This window comes from Pontibacter sp. HSC-14F20, assembly GCF_019599265.1.
Lineage (GTDB): Bacteria > Bacteroidota > Bacteroidia > Cytophagales > Hymenobacteraceae > Pontibacter.
The window spans coordinates 17,801-37,714 of record NZ_JAHZTC010000019.1 but is presented as its reverse complement, the minus strand read 5'-3'; the positions used below and the strand labels follow the sequence as shown (position 1 = coordinate 37,714).

Here is a 19,914-nt window from a genome sequence, read left to right as displayed (position 1 = left end):
ATTATATCCCCAAAAAAAGAACGCCCACCTGGTGTGATGGGCGTTGCTTCTATATTTGGTAGTTACTTCTATTTTGCAGCAAGCGCCTCTGCACCACCCACGATCTCGAGAATCTCCTTCGTGATGGCCGCCTGACGCGTCCTGTTGTAAGTAAGCTTCAGCTCTTTCAGCAACTCGCCTGCGTTTTCTGTCGCTTTGTCCATGGCAGTCATTCGGGCACCGTGCTCTGAAGCGTTAGACTCCAGCACCGCTTTGTATACCTGAATCTTAAGTGACTTAGGTATAAGCTCCTCAATGATCTGCTCTTTTGATGGTTCAAAGGTATAGTCAGACACCATGCTGTTGGCAGTTTCCTCTACTGGCTTATCCTCAATTGGCAGAAACTGCTCGTTTCGCACGATCTGCGTTGCCACGTTTTTGAACTCGTTGTAGATGATATCCACCTGATCAAACTCACGGGCTACGAAACCATCCATGGCGCGCTCGGCTGCTGTGCGAACTGTGTCAAAAGAAAGGTTGGCGAAAGTGCCGGTATAGTCACCGATCACTTTATAACCACGCTTGCTCAAAGCTTCAGCACCTTTACGGCCAATTGTCAGGAAGGTAAGGTTACCGGCCTCTTGCTGGCTGCGGTATTTACCTTGCGCCAGTACATTGGCTGCTTTAATGATGTTTGAGTTAAAAGCACCTGCCAGACCACGGTCAGACGTTACCACGATCACAAGCACTCTGTTCGCTTCGCGCTTTTCAGAGTATTTGTTCGACACAGAACCTTCTGCCAGCTGAGACAGATTAGCCAGGATGCCACTCAGACGTTGCGCATATGGGCGCATACGCAGAATGTTGTCCTGGGCACGTCTCAACTTAGCAGCCGCCACCATTTTCATAGCTTTGGTAATCTGCTGCGTAGACGATACAGATGTAATGCGGCCTCTAACCTCTTTTAAACTTGCCATATTCTATATGTTATGAGCATAAAGTTAGAGACCGCCTTTATCAGCAGTCTCTAACTCATAACTAAATATTACTTTTTGTAACGGGCAGAAAGCTCTCTGGCTACCTGCTTGATAACACCTGTCGTCTCGTCGTCCAGCTTACCAGCCAACAGAGCGTTCAGGGTGTCCTGGTGCTGTGCACGCATGGTGCGCAGGAAGTCTTTCTCGAAAGTTCTAACTTCGCCAACAGGCACATTGTCCAACAGACCGTTTGTAGCGCAGTAGATAATAGCTACCTGCTCAGAAACCGATACCGGAGAGAATTGTGGCTGCTTCAGGATCTCGAGGTTACGACGACCACGCTCAATTGTCAGCTTAGTCGCAGCATCCAGGTCAGAACCGAATTTCGCAAACGCTTCCAGTTCACGGAACTGCGCCTGATCCAGCTTCAACGTGCCAGATACTTTCTTCATCGCCTTGATCTGAGCGTTACCACCCACACGCGATACAGAGATACCTACGTTGATCGCAGGACGGATACCTGAGTTGAAAAGGTTTGTCTCCAGGAAGATCTGACCGTCTGTAATCGATATTACGTTCGTTGGGATATAAGCAGAAACGTCACCAGCCTGCGTCTCGATGATTGGAAGGGCAGTCAAAGAACCGCCACCTTTCACGAGGTGCTTGATAGATTCTGGCAAGTCGTTCATGTTACGTGCGATCTCGTCAGAAGCGTTTACCTTAGCGGCACGCTCCAATAAGCGAGAGTGCAGGTAGAATACGTCACCAGGATAAGCTTCACGCCCTGGAGGACGACGCAGCAGCAGAGACACTTCACGATAGGCAACTGCCTGCTTGGAAAGGTCGTCATAAACAACCAGTGCAGGACGGCCGGTATCACGGAAGAACTCACCGATAGCAGCACCTGTAAATGGAGCAAAGAACTGCATTGGAGCCGGATCAGAAGCAGAAGCCGAAACTACTACTGTGTAATCCATCGCGCCACCTTCAGTCAGTGATTTCACAACCTGTGCTACTGTAGATGCTTTCTGACCTACGGCTACATATATACAGAACACTGGCTGTCCTTTTTCGAAGAACTCGCGCTGGTTCAGGATAGTGTCAATCGCAACGGCAGACTTACCTGTCTGACGGTCACCGATGATCAGCTCACGCTGGCCACGGCCGATCGGAATCATGGAGTCAATCGCCTTGATACCAGTCTGCATTGGTTCGTTCACCGGCTGACGGAATACCACACCTGGTGCTTTACGCTCCAATGGCATGTCATACAGTTCACCTGCAACAGGACCTCTACCGTCGATTGGCTGACCCAGTGTGTTTACCACACGGCCGATGATGCCATCACCTACTTTTACAGAGGCAATACGGTTCGTTCTTCTTACAGTGGCGCCTTCTTTGATTTCGCTGTAGTCGCCAAGCATTACGGCACCTACGTTGTCTTCTTCCAGGTTCAGAACAAGCGCCTGAAGTCCGTTCTCAAACTCTAATAGCTCACCAGACTGTGCTTTGGAAAGGCCATAGATACGAGCGACACCGTCACCCACTTGCAGCACTGTACCTACTTCTTCCAATTCTGCCTCAGAACGGAAGCCAGATAGCTGCTCTCTTAGTATGGCTGATACTTCGTCAGGTCTTACTTCTGCCATGATTATAATTTATTGATATAGGGGTTGTCTTTAAATTTATTTCTCAGCTTGTTCAGGTTATACTTCACAGAGCTGTCAATCTGCTGATCGCCCACACGGAGTACAAAGCCACCGATCAGGGTTGTATCAATCTTTTCTTCTAATTCTACGCGCTGACCAGTCTGGGCTACCAGACGCTGGCCAAGCTCGTTGCGAAGTTCTTCTGTAAGCGGCACTGCAGTGGTTACGCTGGCTGTTGTGATGCCTTTGTACACATTGTACTGCTTCGTAAACTCTGGAGCAATAAACACAAGCACCGACTCACGGCCTTTTTGGGCCACGATCTTAAAGAAAGCCAGGGTAAGGTCGTTTACTTTGCCTTTGAACACCGCATTGATTACGGCCAATTTCTTGTCTGACTTCACTACTGGATTACGCATCAGGAGCTTCAGTTCTCTGTTCTGGTCAAGCACTTTGGCGAACAAATCCATGTCCTCCTTCACTTGCTCCAGTACACCTCTTTCCTGCGCCAGTTCAATCAGCGACTTTGCGTATCTCGAAGCAATTCTAATTTCTGACATATTGCTTTATTATGGCCTCTTTGCTATTTGAGCAGCCTGGCTATGTTGATACGATTAGTTAAGCGTTACTTCGTTGATGTAATCCTTGGCTAGCTCTTGCTGTGCCTGTGGGTTACTCAGCTCTTTGCGCAGAATGCGCTCAGCAATGTCCACTGAAAGTACGGCAGCCATGTTTTTCACTTCCGTAATAGCAGCGCGCTTCTCATTTTCGATGGACTCACGCGCCTGAGCGATCATGCGGGCACCTTCTTCGTTTGCTTTCTGTCTTGCTGTCTCTACCAGGGCGTTACCTGCATCTGAAGCTTCTTTCAGGATTTTGTCACGCTCCATACGGGCTTCGGCCAGCAGTTTCTCGTTCTCAGCCTTCAGACCCTGCATCTCCAGCTTTGCTTTCTCAGCAGCGCTCAGTGCATTTTCAATAGAAGTCTCACGCTCGTTTAGCGCATTCATGATAGGCTTCCAGGCGAACTTGGAAAGCAGGAACAGCACGATGATGAAAGTCACCGTCTGCCAGAAAATTAAACCTATACCTGGGGTTACTAATTCCATTGTGTATGAATTTGAATAATTAGGTTTTAATCAGTTCACCGGCTATCAACCGGCATTGCTTTTAACTATTTAACTATTTTGACCTCTCCGTCCGGACCATACGTCCGGACGAGAGACCAAATACAAAGGATATTAGCCTTTGAAAGAGATTAGCAAGCAAACTACCACACCGAAAAGTGCAACACCTTCGATAAGGGCAGCCGCGATAATCATAGCAGTCTGGATTTTACCACCAGCTTCTGGCTGACGCGCGATAGACTCCATGGCAGAGCCACCGATTCTACCGATACCCAAACCAGCGCCAAGGGCAACCAGACCAGCACCGATACCGGCACCCATGATAGCCAAACCGAAGTCGGTTGTAGCTGCTACTGCTTGAAGCAAAATTGCTAACATAATTATAGTTATATATAGTTAAAAAAATAAAAAACAGATTAATGTGCGCCATCTCCGTGACCGTGATCACCTACATGATCGTGCTCTTCTACCGCTCCACCAAAATACATCGCCGAAAGCAACGTAAAGATATAGGCCTGCAGCAGTGCCACGAACAATTCTAAGAAGAACATGAAGATTGCGAAGGCCACACTTAGTGGTGCAACAAATATGCTCTCGAAGATAAAGATGAGGCTGAACAGCGACAAGATGATAATGTGACCTGCCGTGATGTTAGCAAAAAGACGAACCATCAACGAGAACGGCTTTGTCAGAATACCGATCAACTCCACCGGAATCATGATCGGAGCAAGCCAGGTAGGCACACCAGGTGTAGCAAATATGTGCGACCAGTAGCTCTTATTGCCACTGAACACCGTGATCAACAGGGTCATGGTAGCCAGCACCAGCGTTACCGCGATATTGCCTGTCAGGTTGGCGCCACCCGGCATCAGACCAAGCAGGTTGTTAAACCAGATAAAGAAGAAAATAGTCAGCAGGTATGGCATATAGCGCTCATACTTAGGACCAATGTTCGCCTTAGCTATTTCGTCACGAATAAAAATAATAATCGGCTCAAAGAAAGACTGTATACCTTTAGGAGCTCTGCCTTTACCCTTTGCGTAGCTACCGGCAATCGTAAAGAACACCACTAATAACAGAGCCACACTAATGAAAAGAGAGGCAACGTTCTTGGTGATAGAGAAGTCCAGAAGTGAAGACTGATCAGCAGCCTGCTGGCCACTGGCATCTGCACGGTAAATGTGACCGTGGCTCAGCATGTAGCCATCGTAAGGCACCACCGCGTGATTTTCGTCATAGAAGTTACTGGATGAAAACACCTTTGGAGTACCGTTATCGATCAGGATAACAGGAAGGTATAGCGTTACACCATCGGCAAAATGCCAGGTATAATCATCTGCGATGTGATGGGTGATCATATCGCCTGGCTTAAACTCGCCGCCTTCCGCTGCAGCCTCTACCTGGGCAGAGATCGTCAGGAAGGAAAACAGTAAAATAAATAACTTCTTCATTAAGAGAGATTTAAAAGCAAAGTTAAAATCCACAAAAGCTATTTCTAGCCTTGCTTTTTCAATTGCGGTGCGAAGTTAGTTATTAAGCTGTAGATTTCAAACCCGGTAAATAGAAAATATAACGCGAAGAAGTTGAAAACGAATTGTAATTCATTTTCGGCGTACATGAAAACGTAAATAAAAATAACGGCTATACTAAGGATCATCCTGAAGCCCATGGAGCCAAAGTAATACAACTGAAAGTTATCCGGGTCGTAGCCCACGCCCAGCCGCGACACATAAAAAGCCAGCGCCGTCACCACCACCATAAAACTTAAAATGTACCAGATAAGCGGGTGCAGCAGCGCAGTGCCTGTATAAAAGGAAAGCAAACCGATGCCGATGCTCACGACACCCGTGAAAATGAGGAGGTTTTTAAAGAATTTCAATGCGGTTACTTTTTATTTAATGATACTATTACCAACACCATAGAGGCCACCACGGCTACTACAAGCAATACAATTGTCATCCAGGGATTCTCGTTTCCCATGCGCTCGTCCAGCGCCGAGCCGGCCCAGGCAGCCAGCACCATCGCCCCGATCATCTGGAAAGCCAGCCCTGAGTACTTCAGGTAGCCTTTAAATGAGTCTTCCCTTTTTGGCTTTTGTTCATCTGGCTGTGACATGCGCTGGCTTGTTTTTCAAGGATTTACAAAATTACGCTTTTTTCACGGGCTTCTCTGCAAATAGGTTTTATTTCGATCGCTTTTTAAAGTGCTTCAAAAGCCTTCTGAGGCCTGAAACCATTTCTTATTTTCGATAGTTCAATAGCAAGCTTCAGGCTTTATCCACAGCCCCTTACATAATTGGCATATTATTGTATTTTTGTAGATGGCTTACAGCTTGCGCGCTGTCTCAGCCCGGGATACTTTCAGGTATAGCCGGGCCGTTATAGTGAAGTAGGCGCAGGATTACCCATTTATGTGCTGCACACTATTGATACATTGAGAAAAAACTCACCATACATTCTCTTCGTGCTGACCTGCCTCATGCTGGCGGGCTGTTCTGCTGAGCGCAATAATCCGCTCAGCAAAGCGTATCATAACACCACTGCCCGCTACAATGGCTACTTTTTAGCGAAAGAGAAGCTGGATGCCATCGAAAAGAGCATACAGGACCAGACCGTGTATGATTACAACCGGCCCCTGCCCATCTTTCTCCCCATCGACTCAGCTACTTATAAAGCACACACCGCCGATCTGGAGGATGTCATTAAAAAGGCCTCTTTCCCGATTCAGTACCACCCTAACAGTAAATGGATAGACGATAGCTACCTGGTTATCGGCAAGGTGCGCTTTTATGAACTCAATTTCCCAGAGGCTGCCCAGACGTTCCGCTATGTAAACTCCACAGGCAAAGACCGCCACGTGAAACACGAGGCGCTGGTGTGGCTGATGCGCTCTTTCCTGAAACTGGGGGAGACAGACAACGCTTGGCAGGTATCGGAGTTTTTGCGAAAAGAGCGTCTGAACCGCGACAATGCCCGCGAGCTATACCTGGCCCGAGCCGAATACCACCTCATGCAGGGCGATACGGCGGCTGTGATCGAAAACCTGGACCTCTCGCTGCCAAACTTTACGAAACGGGATAACCAGTCGCGCGTACGTTTCTCATTGGCCCGCCTCTACCAGGACCGCGGCCAGCGCAAAGAAGCCTACCAACAATACAGCCGCATCCTGCGCCGCAATCCGCCTTACGACCTGGGATTTTTCAGCCGGCTATACCTTGGCCAGGTATCGGAACTGGACGATGCGCAGGACCTGAACCGCATTGCGGGCTACTACCAGAAAATGCTGCGTGACGAGAAAAACGCCGAATACCGTGACAAGATCTATTATGAAATGGCCGTATTCGAGCGCCGCCAGCAACACTACGACAAAGCCTTGCAGGACATTGAAGCCTCGCTGAAAACGCCGGGGGCTATACCTAACCAGAAAGCCTATACCTATCTGTTGGCCGGTGAGATCTATTTCGAGAACCTGAATAAGTATGACCTGGCGCAGGCCTACTACGACAGCGCCGTGCAGGTATACCCGCAGCAGGCTCTGGAGTATGAGCAGGTGCTCGAACGTCGCAATGTTCTGGCTGATTTCACGAAGCAATACAACACGATTCAACTACAGGACAGTCTGCAACAGCTGGCTGCTATGAGCGAAGGTGAGCGCCTGGCCTTTGTGCAAAACATAGTGCAGCAGGAAGAGGAAGCACGCTTGCAGGAGCAGGCCAAACAACTGGAGCAGGAAAAGCAGCGCAAGGCCCGCCGTTCTCAGGAGCAACAGGCAGCCGTAACCGTTGGCGGTCGTAATAACCCGGATGCTGCTGCAGCAGGAGGCAACAATACAGGAGGCGTATTCTACTTTGATAACCCGGCGGCCATGGCAACAGCCCGCTCCGAATTCGTGAGGCGCTGGGGCGACCGTCCACTGCAGGACAACTGGCGACTCCTGAGCCGTGGCGAGACCGTGGGCAGTCAGGAGGAAGTGGTAGCGATGGAAGCTCCCACCGACACTACAGCAGCTGAAACCGAAGAAACCCGCTCTGCCCGATTACAGGCCCAGGTTGAAACATACCTGCAAAACATTCCGACTACGACACTCGCCTTGCAGCAGTCCGAGAAGTTGCTCGAGGATGCTATGTTCCGGTTGGGCAACATCTATGCGCAAAAACTCAACTCACCGGAAGATGCGACTGCTACTTACGAGAAGTTCCTGCAGCGATTCCCGCAGTCCGAACATGCCGCCGAGACACATTATAGTCTATACCTGATCTACAGCCGGGCAGGCAGCGAGCAGAAAGACACATATTACACCAGGATCAAACAGCAATTCCCGAATACGATCTATGCCAAGTTGGTAGACGACCCGAACTACATGAGTCAAAATGCACTTGACAATATTAAAGCGCACACACTCTATGACTCAGCTTTTGCACAATACGAACTGGGAGAATATCAGCAGGCGACCACTATCCTCACAGAACTGAGCCAGGTATACCCGCTCAACGATATACCTGATAAAGTGGCTTTCCTGCATGTGATGATCACTGCCCGTTCTGAAAGATCGGATTTGCTTCAGCAGCAACTACTGGCCTTTAAGCAGCAGCATCCTTCCAGTCCGCTTGCTCCTCGCGCCGACGAGTTGCTCAAGCGCTACCAGGACCTCGAGAGCAAACAACAGCTCCGTCAGGAAGCACCTGCGCCGCCCACGGCACAGAAACTGGACGAACGTACGCCGGAGCAACGGGTTAGCAACAACATTGCCCTGGCCTCTGCCCGAGCCCGAAATACAACCTTGCAACAGCCGCGCCCACTTAACCTGAATCCTATACCTGATTCGACCACTATACTTCAGGATACAACAAGCGCAGCCCAGATTGGCATAACTTTGGATACAACAGGTATAGCACAGGACACATCAAGCGCTCAGGTCACAGAGGTTCAGCCTCCTGCTACTGATACGCTGGCTTATACCAGTGCTCCTGATTCGGCTTACTATTTTGTGATGCTATACCCTACGGAACATGCTGCTTTCAAGGAAATTGGGGCAAAGTATGAGAAGTATAACAACACGTATTTCCGCAATCAAAAGCTCGCTGTAGAGCAGCAGTCATTTGATGGCAACAGAGGAATACTGCTGCTGCGAGCTTTTCCTAACATGAAAGAAGCTCAGGCTTATAACATAAAACAAAAAGCGCCGCAATCCCCGATTGGCAAAATTCGAGGCGTAGAATTCATTACCTTTGTAATATCATCCGACAACTGGCAGAAGTTGCTTCAGAAGAAGGATGTAGAAGAATATCTGAATTACTTCAGAACGAATAATTAACATGGCAACAACCACCCGCCCCAAACCAAAAACGGTATTCCCTAAGATCATTTCCACACTCTGGCTGCTCTTCCTGAGTGGTTTGGCTGTGTTCATACTTTACATTTATGCGGTCAGCGTCAATTTCCTGAACCTGTTCGGGGACCTGCCGAACATGCGTACGCTCGAGAACCCGAAAAGCGCCCTTTCTTCCGTGCTTTACTCAGCTGATAACAAGGAACTGGGGAAATATTTCCGCGAGAACCGTACCCCGATCGAGTTCAACGACCTGCCTGATAACTTTGTGCATGCCCTGATGGCAACAGAGGACATCCGTTTTGAAGAACACTCAGGTATAGACCCCGAGGCAATGGCGCGTGTGGCCGGCTCCCTGATGATCGGTAGCTCAAAAGGAGGTGGCAGTACCATTACCCAGCAGTTGGCCAAAAACCTGTTCCGTACCCGTGGCGAAGAACTCAACAACGGCTACCTCAACGATAAGCCGGGTTTCCGTACGCTGATTCACAAAACAAAAGAGTGGATTATGGCCGTGAAGCTGGAGCAATCTTATACCAAGCAGGAGATAATGACCATGTACCTGAACATCTTTGAGTTCGGTAGCAACGCCTTTGGTCTGCAATCCGCGTCGAAGACATTTTTTGGCAAGGATGTCCCCGACCTGGAAGTACAGGAATCGGCTGTGCTGGTAGGTTTGTTTAAGAACCCGAACTACTATAGCCCGAAATTCAAGCCCGAGAACTCAAAGCATCGCCGCAACGTGGTGCTCTCGCAGATGGTGAAGTACGGTTACATGTCGCAGGCTGAATACGAAAACTTGAAAGACACGGATATCGAATTAAAGTACCGCGTTGAGAATCAGAACATTGGCCTGGCTCCTTATTTCCGTACCGAAGCCAGTAAGTTTTTGCTGAAGTGGTGCCGCGAGAATGGCTATGACCTGTATGCTGACGGACTTAAAATCTATACCACCATCGACTCACGCATGCAGCGCTATGCCGAGCAGGCAGTAGAAGAGCACATGAAGGATCGTCAGAAAGAATTCTTCTCGCACTGGAAAGGCCGTAACCCCTGGATCGACCGCCAGGGCAAGGAAATCCCGAATTACCTGCAGACCGCTATTAAGCGTACCGATCGCTACCGCAACCTGAACAGACAATTTGACGGCAATCAGGACTCGATCAACTACTACCTGAACAAGAAAGTCCCGATGACGATCTTTACTTATGACGGAGAGAAGGAAGTAGAGATGAGCCCGCTTGACTCGCTCAAGCATTACAAGCACTACCTGCAAACTGGTTTTATGGCCATGGAGCCGCAAACGGGTCATATCAAAGCCTGGGTGGGAGGCATCAATTACAAACATTTCAAGTACGACCACGTGAAACAGGGCGCTCGCCAGCCAGGTTCTGTTTTCAAACCGTTCCTGTACACAGCAGCTATTGAAAATGGTTACTACCCATGCTACGAAACACTCGATACGCAGGTATGTATACCTTTAGGCGACGGGACCATGTGGTGCCCGAACAATGCTGATAATAAATTCTCCGGTGAAAAGTTCACGCTGCGCAATGCAATGGCAAAGTCTATTAACTCGATCTCTGCGTTTTTGGTGAACAAGCTTGGAGCTGAAACACTGGTTAAGACGGCCAAGCGCATGGGTATCACTACACCACTGGAAGCAAATCCATCCCTCGCACTGGGTGTAAACGACGTAACACTATTCGACATGGTAGGTGCTTATGGTACTTTCGTGAACAGTGGTACCTGGATAGAGCCGAACTTTATTACCCGTATTGAAGACAAACACGGCAACGTGCTGCACGAGTTTGTGCCAAAGACGGTAGATGCTCTGAGCGAAGAAACAGCCTATATGATGGTGCATATGCTCAAAGCCGCTGCTGAGCCAGGAGGAACCGCCTACTATGGCCTCCGCCACCGCAACGGACTCAAAAACGAGATCGGAGGTAAGACGGGTACCACTCAAAACTACTCAGATGCCTGGTTCATGGGTATAACTCCGGACCTGGTGGCAGGTGCCTGGGTTGGCGGCGACGACCGTTCCATTCACTTCCGTACCATTGCGCTCGGTCAAGGCAACAAACTGGCGATGCCTATTTATGGTAACTTCCTGCAGAAGGTATACGCTGACAAATCACTGGAAAGATCAAAAGATCCTTTCCCTAAACCTTCTACGCCTTTATCGGTAGAATTAGATTGTTCTAAGTATAACAACGGCATTCCGGTAGACTCTCTGCAACAGGATGAGTTTTACCAGGTTCCTGCCCCGATCGACTTAGATGCTTTCTAATGAAAATGACGCATGGCTGCAAACGAGAAGTTGCGGGAGAAAATATCCCATTTACCTCATAAACCGGGCATTTATAAGTTCTTTGATGATGAAGGTATTATTTATGTAGGCAAAGCGATCGATATCAGGAAACGTGTCAGTTCCTATTTCAATCGCTCTGCCCAGCATAATAAAAAGACCCTCAAGTTGATTTCTAAGATCAAGGATATCGAGTTCACCATTGTGGACACGGAAGCCGATGCTTTTCTGCTGGAAAATAACCTGATCAAGCAATACCAGCCCAAGTATAATATCCTGCTCAAAGACGGAAAGACGTATCCGTACATCTGTATTGTAAATGAGCGCTTCCCGAGGGTGATCAGCACGCGTAATAAGATTAATGATGGCTCCCGCTATTTTGGTCCGTACCCGAGTGGCACCACTATGCACATCGTATTGGATCTTATCCGGACCTTATACCCTTTGCGTACCTGCACTTATAACCTGTCCCCAGAGAACATTGCGGCTGGTAAGTTTAAGGTATGCCTGGAATATCATATCGGCAACTGCAAAGGCCCTTGTGAGGATCTGATTGACGAAACGACCTATAACCAGTACATCACTCAAATCAGGAGCATTCTTTCGGGGAACCTTTCAATTGCTAAGAATTACTTTAAAGAACGTATGGCCGAGGCGGCAGCTGATTACCAGTATGAGCAGGCACATCGTTACAAACAAAAACTCGACCTTTTAGAGGATTACCAGGCCAAGTCTACTGTCGTCAGCAATACCCTCTCTGATATTGATGTTTTCTCGATTACCTCGAATGAAAAGTGCGCCTTTGTGAACTACCTGAAAGTTATGAACGGCTCCATCATTCAGACACAATCTTTAGAGTTGCACAAAAAGCTGGATGAAAGCGACGAAGAGCTGCTCGCCACAGTAATTGTACAGTTGCGTCATGATTTTGAGAGTACTTCCCGTGAGATCATCACCAATATAGAGCTAACGCTTCCGCTCGACAACATTTCGATCATTCAGCCACAGATTGGTGATAAGCGCAAGCTCCTGAATCTTTCTTTAAAGAATGCCATGTACTTGCGTAAAGAGCGGGAAGGGCGACAGGAGCAGAACAAAGGTCTGAGCGAGCAACGCGAAGTACGGGTATTGGAAACGTTAAAAAAGGACCTTCGGCTGACAGAACTTCCCCGCCAGATCGAATGCTTCGACAACTCAAATTTCCAGGGAGACAATCCGGTTGCCTCGATGGTTTGTTTCAAAAACGGCAAGCCTAGCAAGAAAGACTATCGCCATTTTCACATTAAGTCTGTGGTTGGCCCAAATGATTTTGAGTCGATGTATGAAGTCGTGACGCGTCGTTATAAGAGACTAATAGAGGAGAACCAGCCCTTACCACAACTGATCATTATTGATGGTGGCAAAGGCCAGCTGAGTTTTGCCGTGCAGGCGCTGAAAGACCTTAATCTGTGGGGCAAAATTGCGATTGTAGGCATAGCCAAACGGCTGGAGGAGATTTTTTACCCGGGGGATAAGCTGCCACTTTACATTGATAAGAAATCGGAGTCTCTTAAATTGATACAGCGCTTGCGTAACGAAGCGCACCGTTTTGCCATCACCTTCCACCGTTCCCGCCGCGACGCGGGCACTTTGAAGACTGAGTTGACGGATGTGAAAGGTATAGGACCAACCACAGCCGATGCCCTGCTTCAGAAATTCCGGTCCGTGAAGAAGTTGAAAGAACTGACGCTATCTGAATTAACGATGGAAGTGGGTCAACGAAAGGCTCAAATTCTTTTTGATCATTTCCATGGGGACGTAGGAACTGCTTAATTCTCTTTATGTTCAAGTTACCACAGTTCTTCGCATACCTACTCTAACTTAGTTTGTAGCTGTCATTCAAAGAGCTACACCTGATCTGCCTCCTTAACTACCTGGATATAGCTCTAAATAAAAAAGGGGAGATCTTTTCAGATCTCCCCTTTTTATGATTGTCTTGCAATTAGTAGCTCCACAGGCTGTACTCGTACTCGATCAACGCTTCAAGCGCTTCCTGAGCGGCTAACAGGCCTTTTTTACCACCACCATAGATATCTCCCAGTGCTCTGTCGTTCGGGTTAGATATTTTGGTAATGTATGAGCTAAACAGCCACAGATCGAATGCATCAGCCAGGTTCTTGTGCTGGGCATCGTTCTGAGCGTTGTACCAGATAGCGGTTTCAGGGTTATTTCTGAAAACCTTCACCAAATCGCTCATCTTAAAGCTACCTACTGTCTGCTCAAAACCCAGTGGGTTAAGCGTTGCAGGAACTTTAATACTGATCGTCTGAATATCGTGGTACATGCGAGAACGCTTCTTATCGAATACTACGTTCTCCTTCAGCTCAAGCAGGTAAAGCTGCTTTGCGAAAAATTCATTGCTTACAGGAGCTGCATCTTGCGTAGCAGTTGTACCAAGGGCAGCACCCCAGGCATCCTCTTCTTCCTCTTCCTGACCAAAACCAGCTGCAATTTCCTCTTCTGTCAAACCACCACCCATATCTTTGCCGGTCATGTTTGCGAGGAATTCTTCTCTGGTCAACGGTACATTTACAGAGTCTGTCTTGTAGGCCACCAACTCGCCGCTTTTTACAGCATCGATCAATACTTTGGTGATCTCTCTGTTTTCAGAAAACAAGGGTCTGTTTTGTTTTTCGCGCAAGTCGATCTTACGCCAAACCGTTTTCTTAAACAATACATCAGACTCCGGAATAGGTCTTGCTGATGGATTACTGGACTGCGTGGTAGACACTTGCTGTGCTACTGCTCCGTAAGAGAGCATCATACCAGCTGCTACACCTATTACTTTGATAAGTTTCATACTCCTTGTAAGCTTCTAATCTTAATTAGTTAAGTGGGATAGTGAAGATACCGTCGCCTGTTGGTTTCGCATCTACTGGCGATCCCTGGTAGTTCAGACGCTTCACTTCCAGTACCTCGATGGTTACTCTGTCGCCTTTTCCAGCTTTTGCTGCAAAACGGGTTAAGTCACCAGTTGGGCTTGAAAATTCAGCCTGGTCTACCGGATTTGAACCTCTAACCAGGAATGCTCTCCACTTCGTTACTCTATAACGTGCTTCGTTAGGCAAAAATTGCTTGAATCCTTCGTCAGCGATCGCCTGTATCTCAACCGATCTGATGCCCTGAGCCGGTAAACCTCTTTTCTGATCTACTGGTCTGCCGTTCACTACAGTTTGTAGCGATGGTCTTGGCACCGGACGAACTTTGAAGGTCTCTGTACCAATTGCGTTACCACCGCTGCTTACGTTAAGCTTCACTTCAGTAGTAGTTGGGATAATCGTAACCTGACCTTTCTTAGCACCTTTGATGGCCGAACCACCTGCTGCTGAGAAGCTAGGATCATATACGGCACCCAGCGCAGGAACCTGTACGTTCAGTTCGTTCGCACAACCCAGGTATAGCGCCTGAACTGCTGCTGACTGAACTTGGATAACTGGCTTCGCTACGATGTACTCTTCTGTTACGTCTAGTACTTCCTGCTCACCGTTTTTGTCGATGATCACTTGCCCCTTCCAAGTCTGCTTTGAGTTACCGTCAGCATCATAGTTGTTGGCAGCAGCAGTAAATTCAATTATACCTTTACCATCTACAACATTGATCGGCTTACCCTGGAATGTCATTTTTGGGGTAATAGCATCAGAAGAAGCGGCGATAAACATATCAGCCTTATACTTGGTACCAGCAGCTACTGTCTTAGACTCAGCACGTGCCATCGCAAAGATCTTTTCGAACTTGATGATGTCTGCGCCTACTTTCTGAGCAAGGTTCTGCAGGGCATCTGCTTCATACTTCAGAATCTCTGCTTCTTTCTGAGAAAGCGTTGCAAGCGCTGCTACCAGTGGGGTAGCCTCGAAGTTCAACTGAGCAAAGTCTTTATTACGCTGGCTACGATCCTTGGAAGCCATTGGGTCAGTTTTACCATCACGAGCCAGGATGTCTGGCATGTTTGGGTTGAACTGCTTCATGAACTTTGCATAGTTGTTCAAACGCTGCTCCAAGTCATAAGCTGCACCATTTTTAGCGCTCGCAGGTCCGATCATAGTTATTGCAACCAGATCTTCAGCACTTGGGTTTGCATATCCGGTCTTCTCTTCGTTCTCACCACCTGTTTTTTCAATCAGTGTGTTACGAAGTCCACGGATATATTCTACCAGTTCTCCTGTCTCTTTTCTAACAGCATTGGCACTTTCCAAAACAGTTTTGTCTTTGTCTCGGTTACCGCCTTCGCTGACCTTGGATTTAATATTCGTTACAACTCCGCTGTTATCCTTTAAAGTTTTATCGTTGACGTCCCTGAGACTTTCATCAATAAACTGAAACTTTAACAGGATAGCAGAGTTCACTTGCAGGGCGAGAAGTGCGGTCAGTACTAGGTACATCATACCGATCATCTTCTGCCGTGGTGTCTCTTTTCCTCCAGCCATTTTCTACTTAGTTACTGTTGTTTTCTTGTTGATTTAGGAAATGATGCGCAATTAGCCTTTCATAGCTGTCAGCATGTTACCATACACTGTGTTCAGTGAGTGTAGGTTATGCGTCAGTTTAGAAACCTCTTGCTTGAACTGCTCCGTGTCTTTGCTGGCATCGGTCAGGTTTTCCATGGCCATGCTCAGGTTTCCGTAGAACTTGTTCATTGCTTTCAGGTGCGTATTAGCGTCCTGAAGCTCCATTTCATAAACAGCATTCAAAGCACCTAAGTTTCTTGTCATGCCCTGTACTTGTGTATGATACTCTTGTGCATCGCCTGTAGCAACTGCCATTTTCGACAGTGCGTCTGCTGTTGCGGAGTAAGCTTCTGTAATGCGGCCCAGCTCGTCACCGGCAGCTTTCACACGTACGCCATACTCATTAGTAGCAGCTGTTGCCTGGCTTAAATCTGCCATTTGTGCAGCTGTTTCGCTTAGTCTGTTCAGGCCAAGACCCAGTGTGTTGATTGTGGCTGGCGTAATGTCAGCGTCACGCATCATTTTGTCAAGCTCCTTAGTAACAGAAGTGTTGTTGTTTGAGGCTGTTGTTGGGATAAGTGCCTCACCTGAATAGTCATCGGCCAGTTGTGGGTATACTCTTGCCCAATCCGGATCATGTGGCTGTGGCTGGAAGGCACTCAGCGCGAAGATTACGGCCTCTGTACCAAGACCTACGATCAGCATGATGTCGGCACCTGCCCAGTGCTGAATTTTAAACAATGCTCCGATAATTACGACTGCGGCACCAAGACCATAGATTTTGGGCATCAACACGTCGTACAAGAAACTGCGACCTCTAGCTTTGCTCATTTTGTTTTCAAAAATTAAATGTGAACGATTGGGTATTAAATTGTTTAGTTTTTAACTGTTAGGATACTTCTGCTTATCTGAACTCTCTGCCCGAAGAACGTCCGAGGTAAATCATGGCGTTACGGAAGCCAACGTATGATCTGGCTGAGTCCTGATATTCGAAGTTACGGGTACCTGTTTCGAGGAAGTATGCAATATCTTTCCAAGAACCGCCTCTTACAACTTTGCGAGGCTCGTTATCATCATAGTAAACAGGGTTCAAGTCCCAGGTAATCGGAACAGTAGCATCAGCGTAGGCATCTTCTGTCCACTCAGCTACGTTACCGGCCATATCGTACAGGCCAAAGTCGTTCGGGAAGAACTGGGCTACCGGAGCCGTATAGGTAAAGCCATCGCTGTAGTAGTCACCACGGCCTGGCTTAAAGTTAGCCAGCAGACAGCCCTTTGCGTTGCGCAGGTATGGACCACCCCATGGGTAAGTCGCCATATCGCGGCCGCCCCTTGCTGCATATTCCCATTCAGCCTCAGATGGCAGACGGAATTTTGGCATTGGCGCCATGCCGTTATCAGCATTGGCCTGGTTCTTATGCTTCGTTCTCCAGTCAGAGAAATATTTAGCCGCAAACCAGTTCACACCCACCACCGGATATTCGTCAAATGCAGGGTGAGAGAAATAGTACTCCATCAAGGGATCGCCCATGTGGTAAGTGAAGTCACGCACCCAAACTGTTGTATCAGGATACAGGCTCGTCATCACAAAATCTTCACCCAGAATATCGATCGAGTCATTGACCATTACTTCAATAAACTGACGGTACTCGTTGTTGGTAATCTCGGTTTCGTCCATATAGAAGCCGCCTATTGTAACCTGCTTATTCAGGTTTGCCATAGTTGCCGCAATATCCTGATCTGCCTGGCCCATGTGGAAAGTTCCGCCCGGACAGGCAACCATGCCGTAAGGTACAGCCTGTGGATTGTAGTCTGGTCGATCCTCTGCGCCCACTAGGTCGCCTTGCGGTCCTCTTCTTAACCCACAACTCGCAAGCAGTACCACCGCCAAAGCGAAGGAAGACAGCTTTAATAGTTTGTTCATGATGACTTTGGAAAAAGTAAATTTTTTAGCAATGATTTATGCACACTATTTCTGGTGTAGCAAATATATTGAGAATTAGAAATAAAACAAAAACAATTAAAATTCTCACTTATTAATAATTTTCAAACGGTACAATATCAAGATTATTATACCATATACAAATTATTTTAACTGTATTTTTTCAAGAATACAGCTTTTCGGTGATAAATACAATATCACAGATATTTATTTAGTGAAATTATAGCGAGGGGTTCGCACTGGCGGCCTGAACCGAACAACTGGCTCAGGTAATCGATAGGAAACCATCACTTCATGTGATGTTGGGGCCTTGGCCTCTTTATTAAATGTTGTGAGATCTAATGCATATCCTACCCGCAGCGCGTTGTCCTGCAACATCGCTATACCCACAAGCGCACTAACAGCTTCTTGATGCCGAAAATTCAATCCGCCCCAATATTTTTCATCAAATGTTATACGGGCTCCTGCATCAAACGAAAATGTCTCTGTATCATGCTTTAAGAGGGCAGTTGGGGTAAGCACTAACTGGTTTGTCAGTGGCAGGTGGTAGCCCCCTGTCAGGTATAGGTGGTTCTCGCCTACTACACGGCCACTTCCTGTGTTATCTACGTTCATGAACTGGTAGCTCGAGCCCAGCAAATTGGTCACACCGGCACCTGCATAAAAAAGCTCTGACTCATACCAGAGGCCAGCTCCCATGTCGAATTTAGAGTCTGAACTGTTGAAAGGAATATTCGGGTCACCCTCGTCGATAAAGCGGTAGCTGCCCTTTCTTATATTATTTATATTGCCCTGCAAACCGATGCCCAGTTTGCCCTCGCCCACATTCAGGTGAAAAGAGTAGGAAATGGCTGCCTGCTGTATGCGGGTGTTGGCAATCTGATCCTGCATGAGCGTTATACCTAAACCGCCCTTTAAAATACGCACCGGGGCATGCGCTGTCAGGAGCAGCGTGCGCGGCGAACCGCCATCATCAAAAGAGGCATCGTAGTTCAGCCACTGGTAACGGTAGATAGATTGTATTTCCGGGCGGTTGGTTATACCTGCATAAGCCGGGCTGATATACATGCCGTTGAATCCGTAATGGGTAAATTGAGGCTGTTGCTGCGCCCAGGAGTCCAGGTGGCAGAAAAACAGCAGCAAAACGGCAGGTATAATCTTTTTCATAGAATGTTGCAGCTAAGCAAACGTTAACTGGATGTTTAAAAGCCAGCGTTGAACCAAATATATATATTAAACAGTAAAACGCAAAAGCAAGCAGATGGTTGATTCTACTTGCTTTTGCGTTTTACTGTTTTATCCGGCCTCGTTTACTTTTTCTGGTTCTGGATGTATACCTCAATGGCTCCCGTCATGGAAGGGGCATTTGGCATCGGCGCCTCTATATCAAGTTCCAGCCCGGCATCGCGCACTGCTTTGGCTGTGGTTGGGCCAAAAGCCGCTATGCGGGTGTTGTTCTGCTTAAAGTTAGGGAAGTTGATAAACAGCGAACTTATACCTGACGGGCTGAAGAAAGCGATGCAGTCGTAAGTTACATCATCCAGATCCGACAGGTCGGCTTCTACTGTTTTGTAAATGATAGCCTCCGTATGCTTGATCTTATTCGTTTTCAGGAAGCCCGGAATATCGTCTTTGCGGATGTTGGAGCAAGGGTACAGGAATGTTTCGTTCTTGTGCTTCTTGATCACCTCAAACAGATCCTTGGCTGTTTTCTCGCCTACAAATAACTTGCGCTTGCGCAGGGTGATGTATTTCTGGAGGTAGTAAGCCGTCTGGTCCGAAATACAGAAGTACTTCATATCCGCTGGCATCTCTATTTTACTTTCCTGGCAAATTCTGAAAAAATGGTCCACGGCATTGCGGCTTGTAAAGATCACAGCCGTATGCGACAGGATATCCACTTTGTCTTTGCGGAATTCTTTGTAGGAAACAGGCTCTACCTCGATAAACGCCCTGAAATCTACCTTAATCCCGTATTTGTCTGCAATAGAGAGATAAGGAGAGTTGTCGGTAGTAGGCTGTGGTTGCGTTACGAGAATACTCCTGATCGGAATACTGTGTCTTTCAGGATTTGCCCAAGCCTTTTCTTTACTGTCAGCCATAGAGTATGGAAGTCT

Annotated in this window: 17 protein-coding genes; 3 read left to right on the top strand and 14 right to left on the bottom strand. The window is 47.6% G+C overall.

Annotated elements, in window-relative coordinates:
* Positions 1-68 precede the first annotated feature (68 nt).
* The 8 genes from atpG to K3G39_RS16675 form a co-directional block, all read right to left on the bottom strand.
* Positions 69-956: an ATP synthase F1 subunit gamma gene (gene atpG / locus K3G39_RS16710; protein ID WP_220627320.1), complete on the bottom strand. Its 888-nt coding sequence runs from the start codon at positions 954-956 to the stop codon at positions 69-71.
* A 68-nt stretch (positions 957-1,024) separates the two neighbouring features.
* The gene (gene atpA, locus K3G39_RS16705; RefSeq protein WP_220627319.1) at positions 1,025-2,605 is read right to left on the bottom strand and encodes a F0F1 ATP synthase subunit alpha; all 1,581 of its coding nucleotides are present in this window, start codon (positions 2,603-2,605) and stop codon (positions 1,025-1,027) included.
* A gap of 2 nt (positions 2,606-2,607) precedes the next feature.
* Positions 2,608-3,165 carry an ATP synthase F1 subunit delta gene (atpH, locus tag K3G39_RS16700; protein ID WP_220627318.1) on the bottom strand — a complete coding sequence of 186 codons (558 nt, stop codon included), beginning with the start codon at positions 3,163-3,165 and terminating at the stop codon, positions 2,608-2,610.
* A gap of 54 nt (positions 3,166-3,219) precedes the next feature.
* Positions 3,220-3,714 carry a F0F1 ATP synthase subunit B gene (locus K3G39_RS16695; RefSeq protein WP_220627317.1) on the bottom strand — a complete coding sequence of 165 codons (495 nt, stop codon included), beginning with the start codon at positions 3,712-3,714 and terminating at the stop codon, positions 3,220-3,222.
* Between the two features lie 132 nt (positions 3,715-3,846).
* Entirely contained in the window at positions 3,847-4,110 is a 264-nt protein-coding gene (gene atpE, locus K3G39_RS16690) for an ATP synthase F0 subunit C (protein ID WP_007653345.1), read from the bottom strand.
* 38 nt (positions 4,111-4,148) lie between these two features.
* The gene (gene atpB / locus K3G39_RS16685; RefSeq protein WP_220627316.1) at positions 4,149-5,183 is read right to left on the bottom strand and encodes a F0F1 ATP synthase subunit A; all 1,035 of its coding nucleotides are present in this window, start codon (positions 5,181-5,183) and stop codon (positions 4,149-4,151) included.
* 44 nt (positions 5,184-5,227) lie between these two features.
* Positions 5,228-5,611, bottom strand: a complete 384-nt coding sequence (locus tag K3G39_RS16680; protein WP_220627315.1) for a hypothetical protein — start codon at positions 5,609-5,611, stop codon at positions 5,228-5,230.
* Positions 5,612-5,616: 5 nt separating this feature from the next.
* Entirely contained in the window at positions 5,617-5,847 is a 231-nt protein-coding gene (locus K3G39_RS16675; RefSeq protein WP_220627314.1) for an AtpZ/AtpI family protein, read from the bottom strand.
* A 318-nt stretch (positions 5,848-6,165) separates the two neighbouring features.
* Between K3G39_RS16675 and K3G39_RS16670 the strand changes: the two genes are divergently transcribed.
* The 3 genes from K3G39_RS16670 to uvrC are packed head-to-tail and all read left to right on the top strand — an operon-like array spanning position 6,166 to position 13,183.
* Complete coding sequence (locus tag K3G39_RS16670) at positions 6,166-9,045, top strand: tetratricopeptide repeat protein (protein WP_255594432.1); 2,880 nt, start codon at positions 6,166-6,168, stop codon at positions 9,043-9,045.
* A 1-nt stretch (position 9,046) separates the two neighbouring features.
* Positions 9,047-11,353 (top strand): penicillin-binding protein 1A, encoded by a 2,307-nt coding sequence (locus tag K3G39_RS16665; RefSeq protein WP_220627312.1) that lies wholly within the window; start codon positions 9,047-9,049, stop codon positions 11,351-11,353.
* Positions 11,354-11,365: 12 nt separating this feature from the next.
* Complete coding sequence (uvrC, locus tag K3G39_RS16660; RefSeq protein WP_220627311.1) at positions 11,366-13,183, top strand: excinuclease ABC subunit UvrC; 1,818 nt, start codon at positions 11,366-11,368, stop codon at positions 13,181-13,183.
* Positions 13,184-13,352: 169 nt separating this feature from the next.
* Here uvrC and gldN read toward each other — a convergent pair whose 3' ends face one another.
* The 6 genes from gldN to K3G39_RS16630 form a co-directional block, all read right to left on the bottom strand.
* Positions 13,353-14,210: a gliding motility protein GldN gene (gene gldN, locus K3G39_RS16655; RefSeq protein ID WP_220627310.1), complete on the bottom strand. Its 858-nt coding sequence runs from the start codon at positions 14,208-14,210 to the stop codon at positions 13,353-13,355.
* A gap of 25 nt (positions 14,211-14,235) precedes the next feature.
* The gene (gene gldM, locus K3G39_RS16650) at positions 14,236-15,834 is read right to left on the bottom strand and encodes a gliding motility protein GldM (RefSeq protein WP_220627309.1); all 1,599 of its coding nucleotides are present in this window, start codon (positions 15,832-15,834) and stop codon (positions 14,236-14,238) included.
* A 51-nt stretch (positions 15,835-15,885) separates the two neighbouring features.
* Positions 15,886-16,686: a gliding motility protein GldL gene (gldL, locus tag K3G39_RS16645; RefSeq protein ID WP_220627308.1), complete on the bottom strand. Its 801-nt coding sequence runs from the start codon at positions 16,684-16,686 to the stop codon at positions 15,886-15,888.
* Positions 16,687-16,759: 73 nt separating this feature from the next.
* Positions 16,760-17,779 (bottom strand): SUMF1/EgtB/PvdO family nonheme iron enzyme, encoded by a 1,020-nt coding sequence (locus K3G39_RS16640; protein WP_220627307.1) that lies wholly within the window; start codon positions 17,777-17,779, stop codon positions 16,760-16,762.
* Between the two features lie 225 nt (positions 17,780-18,004).
* On the bottom strand, positions 18,005-18,964 hold the full coding sequence (locus tag K3G39_RS16635; protein ID WP_220627306.1) for a type IX secretion system membrane protein PorP/SprF: 960 nt from the start codon (positions 18,962-18,964) through the stop codon (positions 18,005-18,007).
* Positions 18,965-19,107: 143 nt separating this feature from the next.
* Positions 19,108-19,899 carry a uroporphyrinogen-III synthase gene (locus K3G39_RS16630; RefSeq protein ID WP_220627305.1) on the bottom strand — a complete coding sequence of 264 codons (792 nt, stop codon included), beginning with the start codon at positions 19,897-19,899 and terminating at the stop codon, positions 19,108-19,110.
* Positions 19,900-19,914: the final 15 nt, after the last annotated feature.

What these genes read in the sequence shown, in the direction of transcription:
- atpG (WP_220627320.1), bottom strand. Translation starts at nt 956, where the DNA reads ATGGCAAGTTTAAAAGAGGTTAGAGGCCGCATTACATCTGTATCGTCT.
- atpA (WP_220627319.1), bottom strand. Translation starts at nt 2,605, where the DNA reads ATGGCAGAAGTAAGACCTGACGAAGTATCAGCCATACTAAGAGAGCAG.
- atpH (WP_220627318.1), bottom strand. Translation starts at nt 3,165, where the DNA reads ATGTCAGAAATTAGAATTGCTTCGAGATACGCAAAGTCGCTGATTGAA.
- K3G39_RS16695 (WP_220627317.1), bottom strand. Translation starts at nt 3,714, where the DNA reads ATGGAATTAGTAACCCCAGGTATAGGTTTAATTTTCTGGCAGACGGTG.
- atpE (WP_007653345.1), bottom strand. Translation starts at nt 4,110, where the DNA reads ATGTTAGCAATTTTGCTTCAAGCAGTAGCAGCTACAACCGACTTCGGT.
- atpB (WP_220627316.1), bottom strand. Translation starts at nt 5,183, where the DNA reads ATGAAGAAGTTATTTATTTTACTGTTTTCCTTCCTGACGATCTCTGCC.
- K3G39_RS16675 (WP_220627314.1), bottom strand. Translation starts at nt 5,847, where the DNA reads ATGTCACAGCCAGATGAACAAAAGCCAAAAAGGGAAGACTCATTTAAA.
- K3G39_RS16665 (WP_220627312.1), top strand. Translation starts at nt 9,047, where the DNA reads ATGGCAACAACCACCCGCCCCAAACCAAAAACGGTATTCCCTAAGATC.
- uvrC (WP_220627311.1), top strand. Translation starts at nt 11,366, where the DNA reads ATGGCTGCAAACGAGAAGTTGCGGGAGAAAATATCCCATTTACCTCAT.
- gldN (WP_220627310.1), bottom strand. Translation starts at nt 14,210, where the DNA reads ATGAAACTTATCAAAGTAATAGGTGTAGCAGCTGGTATGATGCTCTCT.
- gldM (WP_220627309.1), bottom strand. Translation starts at nt 15,834, where the DNA reads ATGGCTGGAGGAAAAGAGACACCACGGCAGAAGATGATCGGTATGATG.
- gldL (WP_220627308.1), bottom strand. Translation starts at nt 16,686, where the DNA reads ATGAGCAAAGCTAGAGGTCGCAGTTTCTTGTACGACGTGTTGATGCCC.
- K3G39_RS16640 (WP_220627307.1), bottom strand. Translation starts at nt 17,779, where the DNA reads ATGAACAAACTATTAAAGCTGTCTTCCTTCGCTTTGGCGGTGGTACTG.
- K3G39_RS16635 (WP_220627306.1), bottom strand. Translation starts at nt 18,964, where the DNA reads ATGAAAAAGATTATACCTGCCGTTTTGCTGCTGTTTTTCTGCCACCTG.
- K3G39_RS16630 (WP_220627305.1), bottom strand. Translation starts at nt 19,899, where the DNA reads ATGGCTGACAGTAAAGAAAAGGCTTGGGCAAATCCTGAAAGACACAGT.